Source organism: Fundicoccus culcitae, assembly GCF_024661895.1.
Lineage (GTDB): Bacteria > Bacillota > Bacilli > Lactobacillales > Aerococcaceae > Fundicoccus_A > Fundicoccus_A culcitae.
This window is the reverse complement of sequence record NZ_CP102453.1, coordinates 1,892,114-1,908,981: the sequence shown is the minus strand read 5'-3', so window position 1 is coordinate 1,908,981 and position 16,868 is coordinate 1,892,114. Positions and strand designations below refer to the sequence as shown.

The 16,868-nt window shown below is 37.4% G+C and carries 14 protein-coding genes; 13 read left to right on the top strand and 1 reads right to left on the bottom strand.

Annotated features, from left to right (window positions below; genetic code table 11):
- Positions 1-258 precede the first annotated feature (258 nt).
- The 10 genes from NRE15_RS08620 to NRE15_RS08575 all read left to right on the top strand — a co-directional run bounded on the left by NRE15_RS08620 (position 259) and on the right by NRE15_RS08575 (position 12,236).
- Complete coding sequence (locus NRE15_RS08620; protein ID WP_313792482.1) at positions 259-1,431, top strand: iron-containing alcohol dehydrogenase; 1,173 nt, start codon at positions 259-261, stop codon at positions 1,429-1,431.
- Between the two features lie 149 nt (positions 1,432-1,580).
- Complete coding sequence (locus tag NRE15_RS08615; RefSeq protein WP_313792481.1) at positions 1,581-2,246, top strand: hypothetical protein; 666 nt, start codon at positions 1,581-1,583, stop codon at positions 2,244-2,246.
- 157 nt (positions 2,247-2,403) lie between these two features.
- Entirely contained in the window at positions 2,404-3,114 is a 711-nt protein-coding gene (locus NRE15_RS08610) for an HAD family hydrolase (RefSeq protein WP_313792480.1), read from the top strand.
- A gap of 24 nt (positions 3,115-3,138) precedes the next feature.
- Positions 3,139-4,155, top strand: a complete 1,017-nt coding sequence (locus NRE15_RS08605; protein ID WP_313792479.1) for a hypothetical protein — start codon at positions 3,139-3,141, stop codon at positions 4,153-4,155.
- 147 nt (positions 4,156-4,302) lie between these two features.
- Complete coding sequence (locus NRE15_RS08600) at positions 4,303-4,686, top strand: ArsR/SmtB family transcription factor (RefSeq protein ID WP_313792478.1); 384 nt, start codon at positions 4,303-4,305, stop codon at positions 4,684-4,686.
- 464 nt (positions 4,687-5,150) lie between these two features.
- Positions 5,151-5,765, top strand: a complete 615-nt coding sequence (locus NRE15_RS08595; RefSeq protein WP_313794977.1) for a hydrolase — start codon at positions 5,151-5,153, stop codon at positions 5,763-5,765.
- Between the two features lie 181 nt (positions 5,766-5,946).
- Positions 5,947-7,950 (top strand): transketolase, encoded by a 2,004-nt coding sequence (gene tkt / locus NRE15_RS08590; RefSeq protein WP_313792477.1) that lies wholly within the window; start codon positions 5,947-5,949, stop codon positions 7,948-7,950.
- A gap of 249 nt (positions 7,951-8,199) precedes the next feature.
- The gene (gene cls, locus NRE15_RS08585; RefSeq protein ID WP_313792476.1) at positions 8,200-9,765 is read left to right on the top strand and encodes a cardiolipin synthase; all 1,566 of its coding nucleotides are present in this window, start codon (positions 8,200-8,202) and stop codon (positions 9,763-9,765) included.
- A gap of 39 nt (positions 9,766-9,804) precedes the next feature.
- Positions 9,805-10,767 carry a KPN_02809 family neutral zinc metallopeptidase gene (gene ypfJ, locus NRE15_RS08580; protein ID WP_313792475.1) on the top strand — a complete coding sequence of 321 codons (963 nt, stop codon included), beginning with the start codon at positions 9,805-9,807 and terminating at the stop codon, positions 10,765-10,767.
- Between the two features lie 173 nt (positions 10,768-10,940).
- Positions 10,941-12,236 (top strand): RNA polymerase factor sigma-54, encoded by a 1,296-nt coding sequence (locus NRE15_RS08575; RefSeq protein ID WP_313792474.1) that lies wholly within the window; start codon positions 10,941-10,943, stop codon positions 12,234-12,236.
- Positions 12,237-12,305: 69 nt separating this feature from the next.
- Here the strand turns inward: NRE15_RS08575 and NRE15_RS08570 are convergent, their stop codons facing one another.
- Positions 12,306-13,031: a hypothetical protein gene (locus NRE15_RS08570; protein ID WP_313792473.1), complete on the bottom strand. Its 726-nt coding sequence runs from the start codon at positions 13,029-13,031 to the stop codon at positions 12,306-12,308.
- A gap of 194 nt (positions 13,032-13,225) precedes the next feature.
- Between NRE15_RS08570 and NRE15_RS08565 the strand changes: the two genes are divergently transcribed.
- From NRE15_RS08565 to NRE15_RS08555, 3 genes are read left to right on the top strand one after another with little or no spacing between them, the layout of a single operon-like run.
- The gene (locus NRE15_RS08565) at positions 13,226-13,714 is read left to right on the top strand and encodes a MarR family winged helix-turn-helix transcriptional regulator (RefSeq protein WP_313792472.1); all 489 of its coding nucleotides are present in this window, start codon (positions 13,226-13,228) and stop codon (positions 13,712-13,714) included.
- Entirely contained in the window at positions 13,711-15,897 is a 2,187-nt protein-coding gene (locus NRE15_RS08560) for an ABC transporter ATP-binding protein (RefSeq protein ID WP_313792471.1), read from the top strand. Before NRE15_RS08565 ends, NRE15_RS08560 begins: the two co-directional genes overlap by 4 nt.
- The gene (locus NRE15_RS08555) at positions 15,890-16,822 is read left to right on the top strand and encodes an ABC transporter permease (protein WP_313792470.1); all 933 of its coding nucleotides are present in this window, start codon (positions 15,890-15,892) and stop codon (positions 16,820-16,822) included. Before NRE15_RS08560 ends, NRE15_RS08555 begins: the two co-directional genes overlap by 8 nt.
- The last annotated feature ends 46 nt before the right edge of the window (positions 16,823-16,868 follow it).

The window sequence follows — 16,868 nt, the reverse complement described above, 5'->3', positions numbered from 1 at the left end:
ATAAAAGTAAATTATCAAAATTTATTAAAAATTAACAAAAATTGAAACTAAAAAATTATTATTATCTCTGAATAATGAAAGCCTAACATAAATAGTCTTAGATTTAAAGTCTATGGATTAATTGAATTGTTTTTATTTTAATCATTCAAGCATAATATTTTTAAGTTATGGATATGTTTAATAAATTTAAGAGGAGAAAAGTCTAAAATATTGCTTTACTTTTTGAAAAATAACCTATAACGATAAAGGAGAAAAAGGATGAAAAATTTTATTTATGATATTCCTACAAAATTATATTTTGGCAAAAATCAAATAGAGCATTTGCCCAATTTGATTAATGAGTTTGGTAAGAAGGTCTTATTAACTTATGGTGGGGGTAGTATCAAACGCAATGGTCTATATGATACCATTCTTGCCTTATTGCCCGAGTGTGAAATGATTGAATTAGCTGGAATTGAGCCTAACCCACGGATTGAAACGGTCAGAAAAGGCGCCGAACTCTGTAAAACACATGATATAGATGTCGTCTTGGCTGTTGGAGGTGGCTCAACCATTGACGCTTCAAAGGTAATGGCTGCGGCAGCTAAATTTGATGGCGATCCATGGGAACTAGTCAAGCAACCGGACTTAATCCAAGATGCATTGCCCTTAATCGATGTCTTAACCCTTTCGGCAACGGGAACAGAAATGAATGCTAGCGGTGTTATTACTAATTTTGCAACCAAAGAAAAAATAGGTACGAGAAGCTACCATATGTATCCTTATGCTTCAATTTGTGATCCCACTTACACTTTTAGTGTTTCCAAGCATCAAACAGCAGCAGGAACTGCCGATATTATGTCCCATACGTTCGAAATATATTTTAGTCATGAGGAAGAGGTCTTTATACAGGATCGTTTAGCTGAAGGGATTTTAAATGCGTGCATTCATTATTTACCTATCGCTTTACAAGAACCAGAAAATTATGACGCGCGTGCGAATCTCATGTGGGCATCAACTTTAGCCTTGAATGGTTTAACGAGTTTTGGAAAAGGTGGACCTTGGACGTGTCATCCAATTGAACATGTTTTGTCAGCTTATTATGATATTACACATGCGGTCGGATTAGCGATTTTAACACCGCGTTGGATGGCGTATATCTTAAATGATCAAACGGTTGAGCGATTTGCTATGTATGCCGAAAAGGTATGGAATATTCCTAGCGCTGGGGATCCTTATGCTGCGGCTCGTTTAGCAATTGATAAAACTTACCAGTTTTTCTTGGATGCAGGCTTACCGATGACCTTACCGGAAGTGGGAATTACGTCGGATGAATTCTTTGATGAAATGGCTACGGCAGCGGCTTCACGCTTAGAAAATGCCTATGTGCCGTTAAACAAAAATGATGTTGTAAATATATTACAAGCGTGTATGGAACCTAAAGCGATGTAGTCACTATGCTTTAAAATTAAATTAAAATATATAGCAAATATTTCACCGAATGTTAAGCAAAGTTATATTTATAATACAAAATGATGACATAAAAATATTCTGGTTCTTCTTGTGCTAAAATTAAAGCAATCAGGCAAAGGAGGAAGACAATGAAAAAATGTTATTTGAAAGGTGTCATGGCCTTTTTTGCTATGCTTTTAATTAATGTGTCTGCTTTACCCTATATCCAAACGCCTGTTTATGCACAAAGTCAAGCGACCAGTCAACCTACAGCCGAAAGTAATAATCGTGATGAATATGAAGAAACATATTCCAATGGTGAAGAACAAACCAGTAGTGTCATTAATCCTGAGCCGCCTGGTTCATTTGAATCCGTCGAGAGCCAGCTTCCTCCAGAAAGTGATGTGGATGAAACGTCTGAATCACAAGCGGCAAGTAGTGAAACTGAGGCGAGTAGTGAACCCAAACCAATCGAATCGTCCAGTGAAGCGACGGAGCCTCAAATATCACCCGTCCAATCCGAACCAAATAATGAAAATCCTCAAAGGCCAACCCAGCAACAACATAACGCTGTAACATCATCACTCGTTCAAAAGCCAACCAGAACATTTACTATGGCTTTTACCTTAATGGTTAACCGATTGTATAATAATAGTATGTCAATAACTAATTGGTTTATGGATTTAATCAATTCTGATACAATCGACATAATAAGTAACCATTCAGTCAGTAACCTACCGGTTAATATTCTGTCAAATAAATATCACTTAATGCTTCTAACAAGTGTCTATCTAATTACGAATATGTTTAACTAAATGAACTTATTGCAGCCATTGGCTTTAAAAAATGTGAATGATTTAAAAATTAAACTTTCAATGATAGTGGAAATGTCAATAGTTTCAATCACTATCATTGGAAGTTCATCTTTTTTAGATGCCTATGCTTTAAAAAAATAATAAAAGTGAGGGTTATATGTTAAAAGGTATTATTTTTGATAAGGATGGAACCTTAGTTGAATTGGGTAATAGTTGGGATCAACCAACCATTGAAGTAGTGAATATTTTATTAGAAGAAACTGACTTAACTGAAAATGAAAAAAAAGCATTTAAATTATCCATTGGTGTAACTGACACAGCTATTCTAAGCAACTCGACGGTTGCCGCTGGGAGTATTGAGGATCAGGCCAAAGCCATAAGTTTAGTTTTACCTTTATCAGTGGCAGAGATTAGTGAACGAATAGAAAGTTATTTTATGGATTACTTTAAAGGACGCCAAGATCCCATTCCAGTCATTGATGGGGTCGTTGAATCTCTAGAAACATTGAAAGATCAAGGTTATTTTCTAGGGGTTGTTACAAATGACAATCAAAAATTGACGGATATGATGTTAACGCGCGCTGGACTCATTTCTTATTTTGATTTTATTGGTAATGCCGATCAATATGGGAGCAAACCAGAATCAAGTGCTTTTGATGTTATTCATGCTAATCATGGGATTCCGCCACATGAACTCGTTTATGTGGGCGATTCGAGTGTGGATATGGAATTTGGTGCGAAAACAAAGGCTGCTATTGGCTTAGCCTTAGAAGATGAGCACCTTGATCACTTAAAGGAAGCAGATTATATTATACGCTCATTTACAGAACTTATTCCACTGCTTTCCAAGCTTAATGAACTCAATTAAAACCGACAAGATGAAAGGATTATTATGAAAAAAAAGACAATTGTTTATTTAAGTTTACTGACTAGTTTTTTATTGCAATTTAATCAAAACGCTATTTATGCTCAAGATGACAGTGAATCAGTGGTAGAATCACAAGCTGTCTCGGTTGAAGAAAATGCTGAAGAAGCCATTGATTTGTTGGCACTTAATGAGGTTCAGCTTGAAGAAGGCAATCCTCTAAGTGTGATTGAAGCGTTACAGTCGCAACCGCGTTATGTCTCAAATGGGTTTAATTATTTAGAGGCGGTTAATGCTGATGAATTTGCAGTGCGTTCGTTGCGGTATGTACGTGACGGGGATTTATATTACTTAATGCACAGTGCCCCTTCAACCATTAATTCGAGTGTTTTGATTGAAACAAACCAGGGCGAGTTTCAACGTTCTTTAATCCCGAGTGATGATTTAATGGCCGCGATGGCGGAAGGTTTAAATAATTATCCTGATTTATATGCAGGCACAACGGTAGAAGCGTTTTATCAATATGCACAGCTTAATAGTGATGAAATTAGCGGTTTGATGATTGATAATGAATACGCAACAGCAGAGCATCAGCTAATGTATGATGAAATACGTGCCGTCGATGATTACTTCCTCACACGCCTCTTTGACTATTTCCAAACAGAGGGTGTTGATTTTTCAACGGTTGAAACCGAGGTGGGTGAAATTTATTATTATGATGTAACCCAAGAAAATCGCGATGCTTTTCAAGCGCTCTTACTTGATGGACAAGACGAAGCGAATAATGATGGGTTAGAAGGCGTATTTGAATTCTTTAGCCAACCGTTTACAGGCTCCATCGCCATTTCGATGGATACCGCTTCATTGTCTTTAAGTATGATTAATGATGACGAAACACATGCCGTAGAATATTTTATCGGACTCAATCAATTAGCTATCGCACAGCCAACGGATGATCAAGTTATAACCGCAGACGCATTTAATGAAATGATCGGCTTGGAATTGTTTAGTGCATTGGAAAATGCGGAAGAGTCTGCACAATAATTGTCTGATGGTTTATAACATTCAAATTAAGTTTGATTATGTCTGTCTTTTCTATTAGTTTTTTGATATACTTTTATTATTAGGATGATTTGAATGAAAAATCATTGACTAGATGAGACCAGGAATAATTAAAAGGAGTCGTTGAGAATGACAGAATATGAATGTTTAAATGATGAACAAATAGAGGAGCAGCGTGTTGAGGTTGATTTAGTCCTCGATAACCAATTGGTTGAACAAAAAGCGAATATTTTTAAGGTTTTAGGTGATTTAAATCGTGTGAAAATCGTTGAATTATTGATGAATTATGATCGATTATGTGTCTATGAAATTTCTCAATTCATCGGAGCATCGGTGGCTACAACTTCACATCATTTAATCACTTTAAGAAAAAACAATATTATTACGTCTGAAAAAATAGGTAAACGTGTCATCTATTCGTTAGAAAATGAAAAGATTTCTATCTTATTTGAGACAGCCAATGGTTTAAAGTTAAAGTGTGATAAAGCTGACCAATTAGCTAGCAATGCTTAATGGTGTTAACTAAGTGTGTTGTCATATAGAAGAACCGCGTAATTATGCAATAATTGTGGATAAGGTCTGGCACTCTAGTTTGAGAGTAGCTGTTATTATCAGAGACAAGTATTGAATAATTACGCGGTTTTTCGATAGTTAAATACTTGAAACATTTGAAGAATTTTTTATTAAGTTTGGTGCTTTTGTTTTCTATAGTGAAAAAACTGTTATAAAATACAAATGTAATTATTTTTATAGAGGAGTGTATTGATTTGCCCGAAAAAAACGAATCGGAAGCTAAAAAGCCCGAAGTAAAAAAAGTTTTATCGCAAACGGAACAAGTTATTGTAGGAAATTATGAGACAGTAACTACCGAATTAGATGATCATGCCGTCCCTGTTGTTGTTATTAAAGAACGATCAGCGGCTGAAAAACGCGCTGTTCCCGAGTATAATTCGCAGTTACGGGGAAGAATCGTGGTTATGCCCGAAGAAATTTATGAGGCTTCAGGGATCAAAGTGTTTGGTTCGCGGATTAAGTCGCTACTTTTTTCGACGGATGTTGCCATCATTCGTAATTCAAATGCCCATGCTGTTTTTGCGGTTTATCCATTCACCCCACTCATTAGCATTACGCAATCAATTATAGACGTTGCTTCCGTCCCTGTTTTTGCGGGGGTTGGTGGCGGAACAACCGCGGGTAAACGCAGTGTTAACCTTGCTTTTCAAACCGAACAATTAGGGGCTTATGGGGTCGTTGTTAATGGACCCATGTCCAACAAGGATATTAAGAAAATCCATCGCATTATCGATATACCTTTAGTGGCAACTATTTCTAGTATGAAAGATGATATGGCCGGTAAAATTGAGGCGGGAGCCGATATACTAAATGTCTCTGCCGGACCCAATACCGCTGAAGTAGTGAGTTATATTCGCAAAAATTATAGTCAAACGATTCCCATTATCGCTACGGGTGGGCCGTCAGGAGAAACGATTTTGGCGACCATTGCTGCAGGCGCTAATTCAATTACCTATACACCCCCTTCATCAGCCGAGATATTTGCCACTATGATGAAAAAATATCGGCAAGAAGATTAAGCGGTTAAATTAGAATTAAGTAAGGATGCTCCTGAAAAGCAATGAAATTTATTTATCTTTTGAGAAGAAAACTTGAAAAGATGTCATTGCTCCATTACAATTGTTTATAAATACAGTTTCATCATCGAAAAGTTATGTTGCTTGTCAGTTAGCTAATACAATAAAATATTGGAGGATGTTTATGTTTACTGAAAATGATACGATAGCCGTTAATACCCTACGTGCCTTAAGTGTAGATCAAGTTGAAAAAGCCAATTCAGGTCACCCTGGCTTACCTATGGGAGCAGCGCCAATGGCCTATGCTTTATGGGCAGGGCATTTAAATGTGACGGCAGAAAATGCGGATTGGATTAACCGTGATCGCTTTGTTTTATCTGCGGGACATGGTTCGGCATTATTGTATAGTTTGTTACATACAGCTGGTTTTGATGTAACGATGGATGATTTGAAAAATTTCCGTCAATTGAACAGCAAAACGCCTGGACACCCAGAGGTTAAACATACAGAAGGTGTTGAAGCAACAACCGGTCCATTAGGACAAGGGGTTGCTCAAGCCGTTGGGATGGCTATAGCTGAAACACATACGGCTGCATTATATAATACGGATGATCATAAAGTGATTGACCATTATACCTATGCGATTGTTAGTGATGGCGATTTAATGGAAGGTATTGCTTATGAAGCGACATCATTTGCTGGAAAACAAGAGCTAGGCAAATTAATTTTCTTGTATGATAGTAATGATATTTCTTTAGACGGCGATTTAAATAAAGCCTTTGTTGAAGATATTAAAGGCCGTTTTGAAGCGATTGGCTGGCAATATTTGCTTGTTAATGATGGTAATGATTTAAACAGCATTGAACAAGCGATTGCTACAGCTAAAGCGAACACCAATCAGCCGACAATTATTGAAGTGAAAACCATTATTGGTTTTGGTTCAGTCAATGAAGGCACACATAAAGTTCATGGTAGTCCATTGGGTTCAGAAGATTGGGAACAAACAAAAGTTAAATATGGTTGGGATTATGAAGCCTTCACTGTCCCAGAAGAAGCTCAAAAGCTCTTTAAAGTAAAAGTTCAACAAAGAGGAAAAGAAGCCTATACAGCATGGGAAGCATTATTTGCTGACTACCAACAAGCTAACCCAGAATTAGCCGCTAACATGCTTAAAGCGTTTGCTGGCGAACTTCCAGAAGATTATGCTAAAGAATTAGACTATCAACCAGCAGGGACAAAGGCTTCAGCAACGCGTGCTTCAAGTGGTAAAGCCATCCAAGTCTTGGCTAAAGGCGTGCCTCAACTTTGGGGTGGTGCTGCGGATTTATCGAGTTCAAACAAAACCATGAACGAATCATCAGAAGATTTTATGCCTGATAACCGTGCGGGTCGCAATATTTGGTTTGGTGTCAGAGAGTTTGCTATGGCAGGTATCCTAAATGGTGTTATGCTCCATGGTGGAACTAAGATTTATGGTGGAACCTTCTTTATCTTTACCGACTACTTGAAAGCAGCGGTTAGATTAGCTGCCCTATCACAGTTACCCGTGATTTACGTTATGACACATGATTCAGTGGCCGTTGGTGAAGATGGACCAACACATGAACCGATTGAGCAATTAGCTGCTTTTAGAGCTGTTCCAAACTTGAATTTAATTCGTCCAGCAGACGCCAATGAAACATTTGCCGCCTGGAAAATAGCCTTAGAGTCAACTGATCGTCCAACCATGTTAGCCTTGTCACGCCAAGATTTACCTGTTATTGAAACAACCTTTGACCTTGCAGAAGAAGGTGTTCGTAAAGGGGCATACGTGGTTTCTCCAGCTACAGCTGACCAAGCAGAAGGTATTTTAATTGCGACTGGATCTGAAGTATCCTTAGCGGTTCAAGCTCAAGCGGCTCTGAAAGAAGAAGGTATTGATGTGTCCGTTGTTTCAATGCCAGCCCAAAATATTTTCGATGAGCAATCAGCTGAATATAAAGAAAGTGTCCTACCATCAGCCGTTCGTCATCGTATGTCAATCGAAATGGGCGCAACATTTGGATGGGGCAAATATGTCGGTCTTGATGGATTATCATTAGGTATTGATCGATTTGGTGCGTCTGGTAAAGGCGAGGAAGTTGTTGAGTACTTCGGCTTTACGGTGGATAATATTGTTTCAGAATATAAAAAAGCTTTTAATAAATAACACCTTCATTTTTCTTTCTTGAAAAATTAATTAGCTGAATATCCGAACGTTTAATTTTAGTGTGTCATCACTATTATTAAACGTTCGGATTTTTATGTTTTTTCTTTCTTTTTACCTAGACCCGTATGCTTTTAGTTGTCGCAATGCAATTTAGTAGCTATAATAAAATTACTTAGAGTTTAGGAAGTGAAAAAAGAAAATAAGGTAAAGCAAGCGATGTTTACCTTAATGCATTGGAGGTGCTAATTTTTGCTAAAAAAATTATTAAATAATTCGACATTCATTCGACTGTTCATTTATCTGATTTTAATCATCATTCAAATTGCTTGGTGGTACGTATTTTTTACCAACATTATCAGTCATTCTGCTTTGATAAATGCTATTTTAACGCTTTTTTCCGTTTTTATGATTTTATATCTGGTCAGTAAAGATGAAAGTCCTGCCTATCGAATTAGTTGGATTATTGTTATTTCTTTAATGCCAATTTTTGGTGGCTTATTATATGCAGCAATGGGGAATAAAAGGCCTCAAAAAAGTATGACACGGTTATTGAATAATCAGTCAAAATTGCATATGCATGAGATGGAGACCGTTCCTTCAGCCAAAAAGTTGTTATTTCAAAAGGACCAGCGCCTGGGTTCCATGAGTCAATATATTCATGACTATGGGGACAGCCCTGTCTATACCAATACAGGTGTGACGTACTTTCCTGCTGGTGAAACGATGATGGATACGTTACTTAAGGATTTAGAAGAGGCAAAAGAACATATTTTCATTGAGTTTTTTATTATTGAAGATGGGTTAATGATGTCACAAATTTTTGATGTTTTAAAAAAGAAAGCTAAAGAAGGGGTAGATGTTCGCCTTATTTATGATGATTTTGGTTGCCTCCTGCGTTTACCTTCTGACTTTGATAAACAGATGGAAGCCGAAGGCATTAAAACCTTAAAATTTAATCCAGTTATGCCTATTCTCTCGTTAGTTTATAATACGCGGGATCACCGAAAAATGATTCTGATTGACCGTGAAATTGGCTATACGGGTGGTTTGAATATTGCTGATGAATATATTAATCATGTCGAGCGTTTTGGTTATTGGAAAGATAATATGATTCGGATGGATGGCCCAGCCACATGGAATTTAACGGTTCTTTTTCTGAATATGTGGAATGCTTTTTACCCAACCGATGATTCATATGTTCCGTTTAAGCCAATTGAAAAAATGGATGAAACATTTGATTTGATGGCAAACGATGAGAATATTAGTGCTACCGGCTTTGTGCAATCGTTTGGCGACTCTCCCTTAGATGACGAGGTATTAGGGGAAAATGTTTATCGTGATATGCTGAATGCGGCAAAAGATTATGTTTATATTTATACCCCTTATTTAGTCGTCTCTTATGAATTGCAAACAGCGATGACACTAGCTGCTAAAAGAGGTGTTGATGTACGCTTGATGACACCCGGCATACCTGATAAACCGATTGTGTACCGGATGACCCGGTCGCATTACCGTCCTTTACTTGAGGGTGGGGTTAAAATCTATGAATATACACCAGGCTTTTTACACGCAAAGACTTTTATTGTTGACGATAAAATCGTTAATATTGGTACCATTAATCTGGATTATCGTTCATTATATTTACATTTTGAAACAGGGACCATGTTATATTACCATCCAGTTATTAAGGACATTAAAGCAGACTTCTTGGAGTCGCAAAGTGTTTCCAAACAAATTCAATTAACTGATATTAAAACAACTTCTATTGGAGCACTTTGGGATGCCATCTTACGTTTAGTAGCACCCTTTGTTTAAAAGAATATAAGTTAATCCGAATCATTTGGAGGAATTTTTATGAAATGGGAAGATTTACGACGCAGTAAAAATGTACAAGATCGACGTGGACAAAATAATCAATCAGGTCGCACAAGTTCAAATCCGAGGGGTAGAGGTGGAGGAACCAACCGCTCATCAGGTGGTTTACTTAATCTGCTGCTCCCTCTACTGATGTCAAGTGGTGGTGGGAAATGGATCTTAATCATTATTCTGGCTTTAGGATTGTTTGGTGGTGGTTTTGGATTGTTTGATGGTGTTTTAGATCAGTCATCGAATAATCAAGTCATACAAACAACGACTAACCAACAGACCGTTAATACAGATGATTTAGCCTCTGATGAAGAACTTGATTTTTTAGCTGCCGTATTAGGTTTTACGGAAGATTATTGGACGCAAACATTTGAAAACTACGATATGGTCTATGAACCAACGTCTTTAGTTGTTTATACAGCTGGCACCCCAACCGGTGGTTGTGGCTATGGAGACAGTGCTGCTGGCCCGTTTTATTGTCCGGCTGATCAAACAATCTATATTGATATGGATTTCTATCATCAATTGGCCACCCGTTACCAAGCACCAGGCGATTTTGCTATGGCTTATGTCCTTGCCCATGAAGTGGGCCATCATGTCCAAAATTTAACGGGAATAATGGATGAGTATAACAGTGCACGCCGGGGTGCTTCGGAAAACACCGCTAATGAACTGAATGTTCGCCTAGAACTTCAAGCAGATTATTTCGCAGGTGCGTGGGCTAACTATGTGCAAGACCATGGTTTGCTTGAAATCGGTGATTTGGAAGAAGCCATGCAAGCCGCTTATGCAGTCGGTGACGATACCCTACAAGAAGCTGCCTATGGTCGGGTTGTACCGGATAGCTTTACACATGGCACATCGCAACAACGGCAAAATTGGTTTTATCGTGGGTTTGAGTACGGCGATTTTGAACATTCAGATACCTTTAGTGGTTCCATCGATATTTAATTGCATCACTCCAAGAGTTGGCCCCGCCACTTCCTGGAGTTTTCTTTTTTTTTAAATAAATATCTTTGCCAATCAGTTAAGAGTCTGATGATAATTGCCTATGGGTGTGGACGAATAAAGTTGTATCTTTTATAATAGATTAAGTAGAGTAAATTTAGTAAGGAGGTTAACAAATGACAAATTCAGATCAAGAACACAACATTGTGCTTGAAGACAAAGATGTAAAAATTTTTGAAGGATTATCTCAATTGGATATTGCTGTCAATGAGCAATTATTGGATATTTTAGATTTAAATGCCGAGCAATTAACGTATTATTTGGAAGATGCCATCTTAGATAATCCATTCATTGATTTAGATTATGCGCTCGAATCATTCTTGGGAAAAAATGCCCAATCTATTCCAGAACCTAATATTAGAGGCGTTGAATCCCAACTGCCTACATCACCTCAAAGTTTATCGGTCTTTTTATTTGAGCAAATAATGATGTTTCGTCAAACAGAAATAAGAGATGTGATGGTACGGCTCGTTGACTATCTTGATGATAATGGTTATTTGCCCTATACCTACCAAGAATTAGCCAAAGAAATTGAAGCTTCATCTGAAATGGTTGTCCTGGATGCAATGACTCTAATTAAAAGTTTAGAGCCTGCAGGTGTTGGTGCATATGATCTACAAGAAAGTCTAATGTTACAAACAGAGCGTGATTTACACGCACCGGATGTGGCGTATTATTTATTAGAGGAATTTTATAATGAAATTACTGAAAAAGATTATGTAGAGATTCAACAAAAGTCAGATATTACGTTAGATGAAATAAAACAATCGGTGAATTATTATCATACCTTGCGTCCTGCCCCAGCCACCTTATTTGACAGACAAGCCAAAATCAATTTAATCCCTGATGTGACTTTACAGGTTAAAAATGATCAGTTGGCTTTGCGCTATAATCGTCAATATTATCCGAAGATTACCTTTAATCAAACATACTATGAAGAGATGCAAAGGGAACCTGATGTGACTTTGAAGGCGTATATCGAACCTAAAAAAACGGCTTATTTGGATTTGACTAATAACTTACGTAAACGTGAGCATTTAATTCTAGAAGTCGTTAAAGAAATCATCCTTCATCAAAGTGATTTCTTTTTTAAAGGGGAAACGGAAAAGAAACCTTTAATGATAAAAGATTTAGCGACATCAACGCGTTTATCTGAACCGATTATTAAGTTGATTGTTACGAATAAAAATATACAATTTAATCAAACAGTTATGCCCTTAACCGATTTTATTAACGTAGCCACGCATGAAGGTCGCGGTGGTTTAACAGCCAAGAAGATTAAGGAAATTATTCTGGATTTCTTAAAAGATGCCCCCGCTACCATGACGGATCATGAAGTTGTTGATGAACTTGCTAAGCAAAAAGTGATTATTAGCGAACGTTTAATTAATAATTATCGTAAACAATTGTGATATATAAAAGGTCAGAAAGATTGATTGTAAAATCAATGCTTTCTGACCTTTTTTGCGAAATTGTTTGGGTTAGTTGTTGGTATAAGTGAATATCGGCTTGGTACTATTGGTTAAATGATAGGGAATGAGCTCTTGTGAATTTTCATTGTAATAGGTAATCATAACCAGACGGTTACCTAATTCGGTCAGAGCGATGGTTAGAAAATCAATATCGTTATTTTCAGCCGTATTGTTCGCTTGGGTGTAGGTTAAAGGAACAATAATGCGTGCAACATAAACGGTGTCGTTATCCAATGACATTTGAATCTGATCAACACTAGCATTTAGAGGTGCTAAGGCTTCGTTGTTATCAATTGTTGTTTGAATCGCGGTTAGTTGCTCATCTGAAATGCGAGATTGTGTATTCGTTTTTTCTTGTGCCGTATATTGAGTGGCATAGTATTCATCCATGGCAGTCTGTAAATCGGCTTTGTTAACATCATTGGGAATGGAGGAGGGTGGAAAATCAGAGTCACCTAGGACCGATTCATCAAATAACGGACCGGATTCAACAACCTCTTCTGTTTCTTCTGCGGTTGAACGAACGTCTTCTTCAATTGAACTCATTTCTGTTTCCAATGTTTCGCTAAGGGCTTCGTCTTCTTGCGAAGAAGTCAACAATGAACGGGTTGATTCAATGCTTTCTTGAGATTGATTGGTCGAATTATTGTAATAATTAATTATGATAAGCAAAGCACCAGCAAGGACTAAAATAAATAAAATAGTTAAGAACCGACTAAAACGAGATTTACGCATAAGTATTTATATCCTTTCTAAAATAATAAGTAACAATAAGCATAACCAAAATTGACTAAAAATACCATAACAGGATAATGACAAATTTCAGCAGCGATTGGAGCAAGTTGCTTGCGATAAGAGATAGCACTTTGTATAATTAACAAAGTTAAATATTAACAATGTTAAGTATATATAATAAAGTAGGTGAAACATTGAAATATGAAGAATATGGTGAACAAATCCAACAAATGAATCATAAAATGCATAATTTACGAGTTAAATATTATGATTTAATTAAAGAAATGCCACATAGTGAGTATGTTATCTTGCATCGTTTAGAGAAAATCAAGGATGAATCGGTTGCTTTGAATGTCACCCAACTGGCTAAAGAATTAAAACTAACGGCACCGGCTATTTCGCGAACAGTGAAAGCGCTGGTTGATAAAGAATGGGTTGTGCGTACGGAAGATGCAGATGATCGGCGTGCTAGCTATTTAAGTTTGACACCCAAGGGTGAACAAGAATATGGCAAAATGAAACGTAAATTAATGGATTTTATGTTGCAAGTGTATCAGAGGATTCAGGATAAAGATTTAGAACATTATATTATGGTAGGGAATCAAATCATCGATGCTATGCAAGACATTTATCAAGATTCGCTGAGTCAGTCAAATGAATCGTTAGAAGGAGTTAGAGAATGAAAAATTTATTTCGTCAGTTACAGCCTCATTGGAGGGCTATTATCATAATCATTATTTTCCATATTTTTCATGCTTATACTATTTTACTATTACCTGAATATACTTCCAAACTTATTGACGTTGGAATTCAAAATCAGGGTTTTAGTGAGGCAGCTCCTCTAGCAATGACTTCGCAGATGTACAATCTATTAATGCAAATTACTTTGCCTGAAGAAAGTGACGTATTAGAAACCTATTACCATCTCGATGAGGAAGGTCATTACCGTTTAGAGAGTGACATAATCGAACAACCCGATCAAATGTCTTTCATCGGCTCACATTTAGAATTGCCTTTAGCTATTTATCAAATAAGCCAAGAGATGAGTCAAGAACAAATTAATACGATGACGAATCAAGTGGACTTTGCTTCACTCGATATTGAAACTATACGCGATCAACTTTCAGAACAATTGGCTTCTTTAGGTGATTCTACGATACATAATGCTGCGATGCAGGCGGTCGCTAGTCAACATCAAGCGACGAATATCGATACCAATCAGTATCAGCAGCGGTATTTATTAAGAGAGGGCAGTATGATGGTGTTTGTATCGCTCTTATCGGTTGTTTTCGCTTTAGTATCGCATTATTTTTCAGCAACTGTCGGTGCGGCAATTGGCCATCGTTTGCGAGAAAATATTTTTGCAAAGGTACTGCAGTTTTCGCAAAAGGAAGTGGATCGATTCTCTACGGCATCACTGATAACACGTAGCACCAATGATATTCAACAAATTCAATTAGTTATGACTTTGTTTTTACGCGTTATTTTGTTTTCACCGGTTATGGCCATAGGAGGTATCTTGCATGTCATTCGTACCGGCGCGTCCATGTCATGGATTGTTGGCTTAGCCGTTACGCTAGTTGTATTAATGGTAGGGCTCTTGTTGTATTTAACGATGCCGCGCTTTAAGCAATTACAGGAATTAATTGACCGTGTGAATTTGATTGCGCGTGAAATTTTGACGGGCTTGCAAGTTATTCGAGCCTTTGGTCGTCAAGATTTTGAAGGAGAACGCTTTGATTCAGCTAATGTGAAATTGCGGGATACTTATTTGTATGTCGGACGGATTATGTCTTTAATGATGCCGATTATGTTGTTAATTATGAATGGAATCTCGGTCTTGATTATTTGGGTTGGAGGGCATCATATTGCAGATGGAAACATGCAAGTGGGGGAGTTAACGGCCTATATAAATTATACGATGCAAATTATCTTTTCGTTTTTAATGTTCTCAATGATGGGTATGCAAATTCCACGTTCGATTGTTGCTTCTGATCGTGTGTATGAAGTATTGGATGCCGAAATTTCGATTCATGATCAAGCAGAGCCAGTGCTATTAGAAGAACCAAAAGGCCTCGTTCATTTTGAAAATGTAGCCTTTAGATATGAGGGGGCGGACGAAAATATTTTAGAAGGGATTACTTTTACCGCTGAACCGGGTAAAACAACCGCCATTATAGGCAGTACGGGGAGTGGTAAATCGACTTTATTACATCTTCTTTTACGCTTTTATGATGTTTCTAAAGGAAGTATTGCCATCGATGGTGTGGATATACGTGAGATGAGCTTAAAACAATTACGTGATTTAATCGGATTTGTTCCACAAAAAGGGGTTTTATTCTCAGGGACCATTCAAAGTAATGTGGCGTATGGGGATAGCGATTTAAGTGTTGATAAGATGGAAGAAGCGGCTGACATAGCGCATGCGACGGAATTTATTGATGAGAAAGCGGAGGGTTATCAGTCAACGATTGCCCAAGGTGGTAGCAATGTCTCTGGTGGTCAAAAACAACGCTTGTCAATAGCGCGTGCGATTGCCAAACAACCAAAGATTTTCTTATTTGATGATAGTTTTTCTGCCTTGGATTATCGAACAGATGCTTCCTTGCGTAAAGCTTTAGCTGAAAAAATTCAAGACGCAACGGTAATTATTGTCGCGCAACGAATTAGTACGGTTTTAAATGCTGATCAAATTATCGTCTTAGAAGAAGGACGTATTGTGGGTAAAGGTGATCATTTAGAATTAATGGAATCCTCGCAAGTTTACCGGGAAATTGCCAGTTCCCAATTATCACAAACAGAAATTGACCGTCAAAAAGAAAGCATCAATCGAGAACGTTTAGAGGAGGCGAGTGGACTTGTCTGAAAATAACACCAACAAAGAAGTAAATTCAGAAGTGACGGATAATAAGACGAAGAAAGTCGTCAAACGACCGATCGGTGGTGGGACACCCTTGGCTGCTGCTGAAAAACCTGACGATTTTATGGGGAGCATTAGCCGAATTGTTAAGGAAATCCTTCAACAAAAATGGTTGATGTCAGTGGTTTTGATTTCATCCGTCATCTCAGTTATTTTAAGTACGATGGGACCGCGTATTTTAGGACAGGCAACAACCGAATTGTTTAATGGTGTTGTTGCACAATTACAAGGAACAGGTAGGATTGATTTTTCGCGAATCGGTAATATTTTACTGTTCGTATTAGCTATCTATTTCATAAGTGCGCTATTTTCGGCCTTAGAAGGCTATATTATGACGACCGTAACGGAAAATGTTACCTACAGCTTGAGACAAAGACTGCTTGCTAAAATTAATCGTATGCCAATGAAATATTTTGAATCCCGTCCCTATGGGGAAGTTTTATCGCGGATAACTAACGACATCGATACCTTAGGCGGTGGCTTGAGTCAAAGTATCACGCAAATTTTAACCTCGGTCTTAACCATGCTTGGAATTACTTATATGATGTTTAGCATCAATGTTTTGATGGCCTTGATTGTGTTAGTCGTTCTACCGGTTAGTATATTTTTGATTCGTTTTCTAATGAAACGCTCACAAAAGTTCTTCCAAAGGCAACAAAGATCGTTAGGGATTATTAATGGTCAAATCGAAGAAGTCTTTGCAGGACAAAACATCGTTAAAGCTTTCAACCAAGAAGAAAAAACGTTAGAAATTTTTACGAAAGAAAATGATGAACTGAAAGATTCAGCTTGGAAGTCACAATTTTTCTCAGGGATTATGTGTAAATTATGGTTTTATTTCGCACTAACTTCAAGCGCTATGTTGCACTAATAGAACAAAAAAAGACTATTTCGCTAAATGAAATAGTCCTTTTTAT

Coding starts and splice junctions, on each gene's coding strand:
- NRE15_RS08620 (WP_313792482.1), top strand. CDS start 259: ATGAAAAATTTTATTTATGATATTCCTACAAAATTATATTTTGGCAAA.
- NRE15_RS08615 (WP_313792481.1), top strand. CDS start 1,581: ATGAAAAAATGTTATTTGAAAGGTGTCATGGCCTTTTTTGCTATGCTT.
- NRE15_RS08610 (WP_313792480.1), top strand. CDS start 2,404: ATGTTAAAAGGTATTATTTTTGATAAGGATGGAACCTTAGTTGAATTG.
- NRE15_RS08605 (WP_313792479.1), top strand. CDS start 3,139: ATGAAAAAAAAGACAATTGTTTATTTAAGTTTACTGACTAGTTTTTTA.
- NRE15_RS08600 (WP_313792478.1), top strand. CDS start 4,303: ATGACAGAATATGAATGTTTAAATGATGAACAAATAGAGGAGCAGCGT.
- NRE15_RS08595 (WP_313794977.1), top strand. CDS start 5,151: ATGCCCGAAGAAATTTATGAGGCTTCAGGGATCAAAGTGTTTGGTTCG.
- tkt (WP_313792477.1), top strand. CDS start 5,947: ATGTTTACTGAAAATGATACGATAGCCGTTAATACCCTACGTGCCTTA.
- ypfJ (WP_313792475.1), top strand. CDS start 9,805: ATGAAATGGGAAGATTTACGACGCAGTAAAAATGTACAAGATCGACGT.
- NRE15_RS08575 (WP_313792474.1), top strand. CDS start 10,941: ATGACAAATTCAGATCAAGAACACAACATTGTGCTTGAAGACAAAGAT.
- NRE15_RS08570 (WP_313792473.1), bottom strand. CDS start 13,031: ATGCGTAAATCTCGTTTTAGTCGGTTCTTAACTATTTTATTTATTTTA.
- NRE15_RS08560 (WP_313792471.1), top strand. CDS start 13,711: ATGAAAAATTTATTTCGTCAGTTACAGCCTCATTGGAGGGCTATTATC.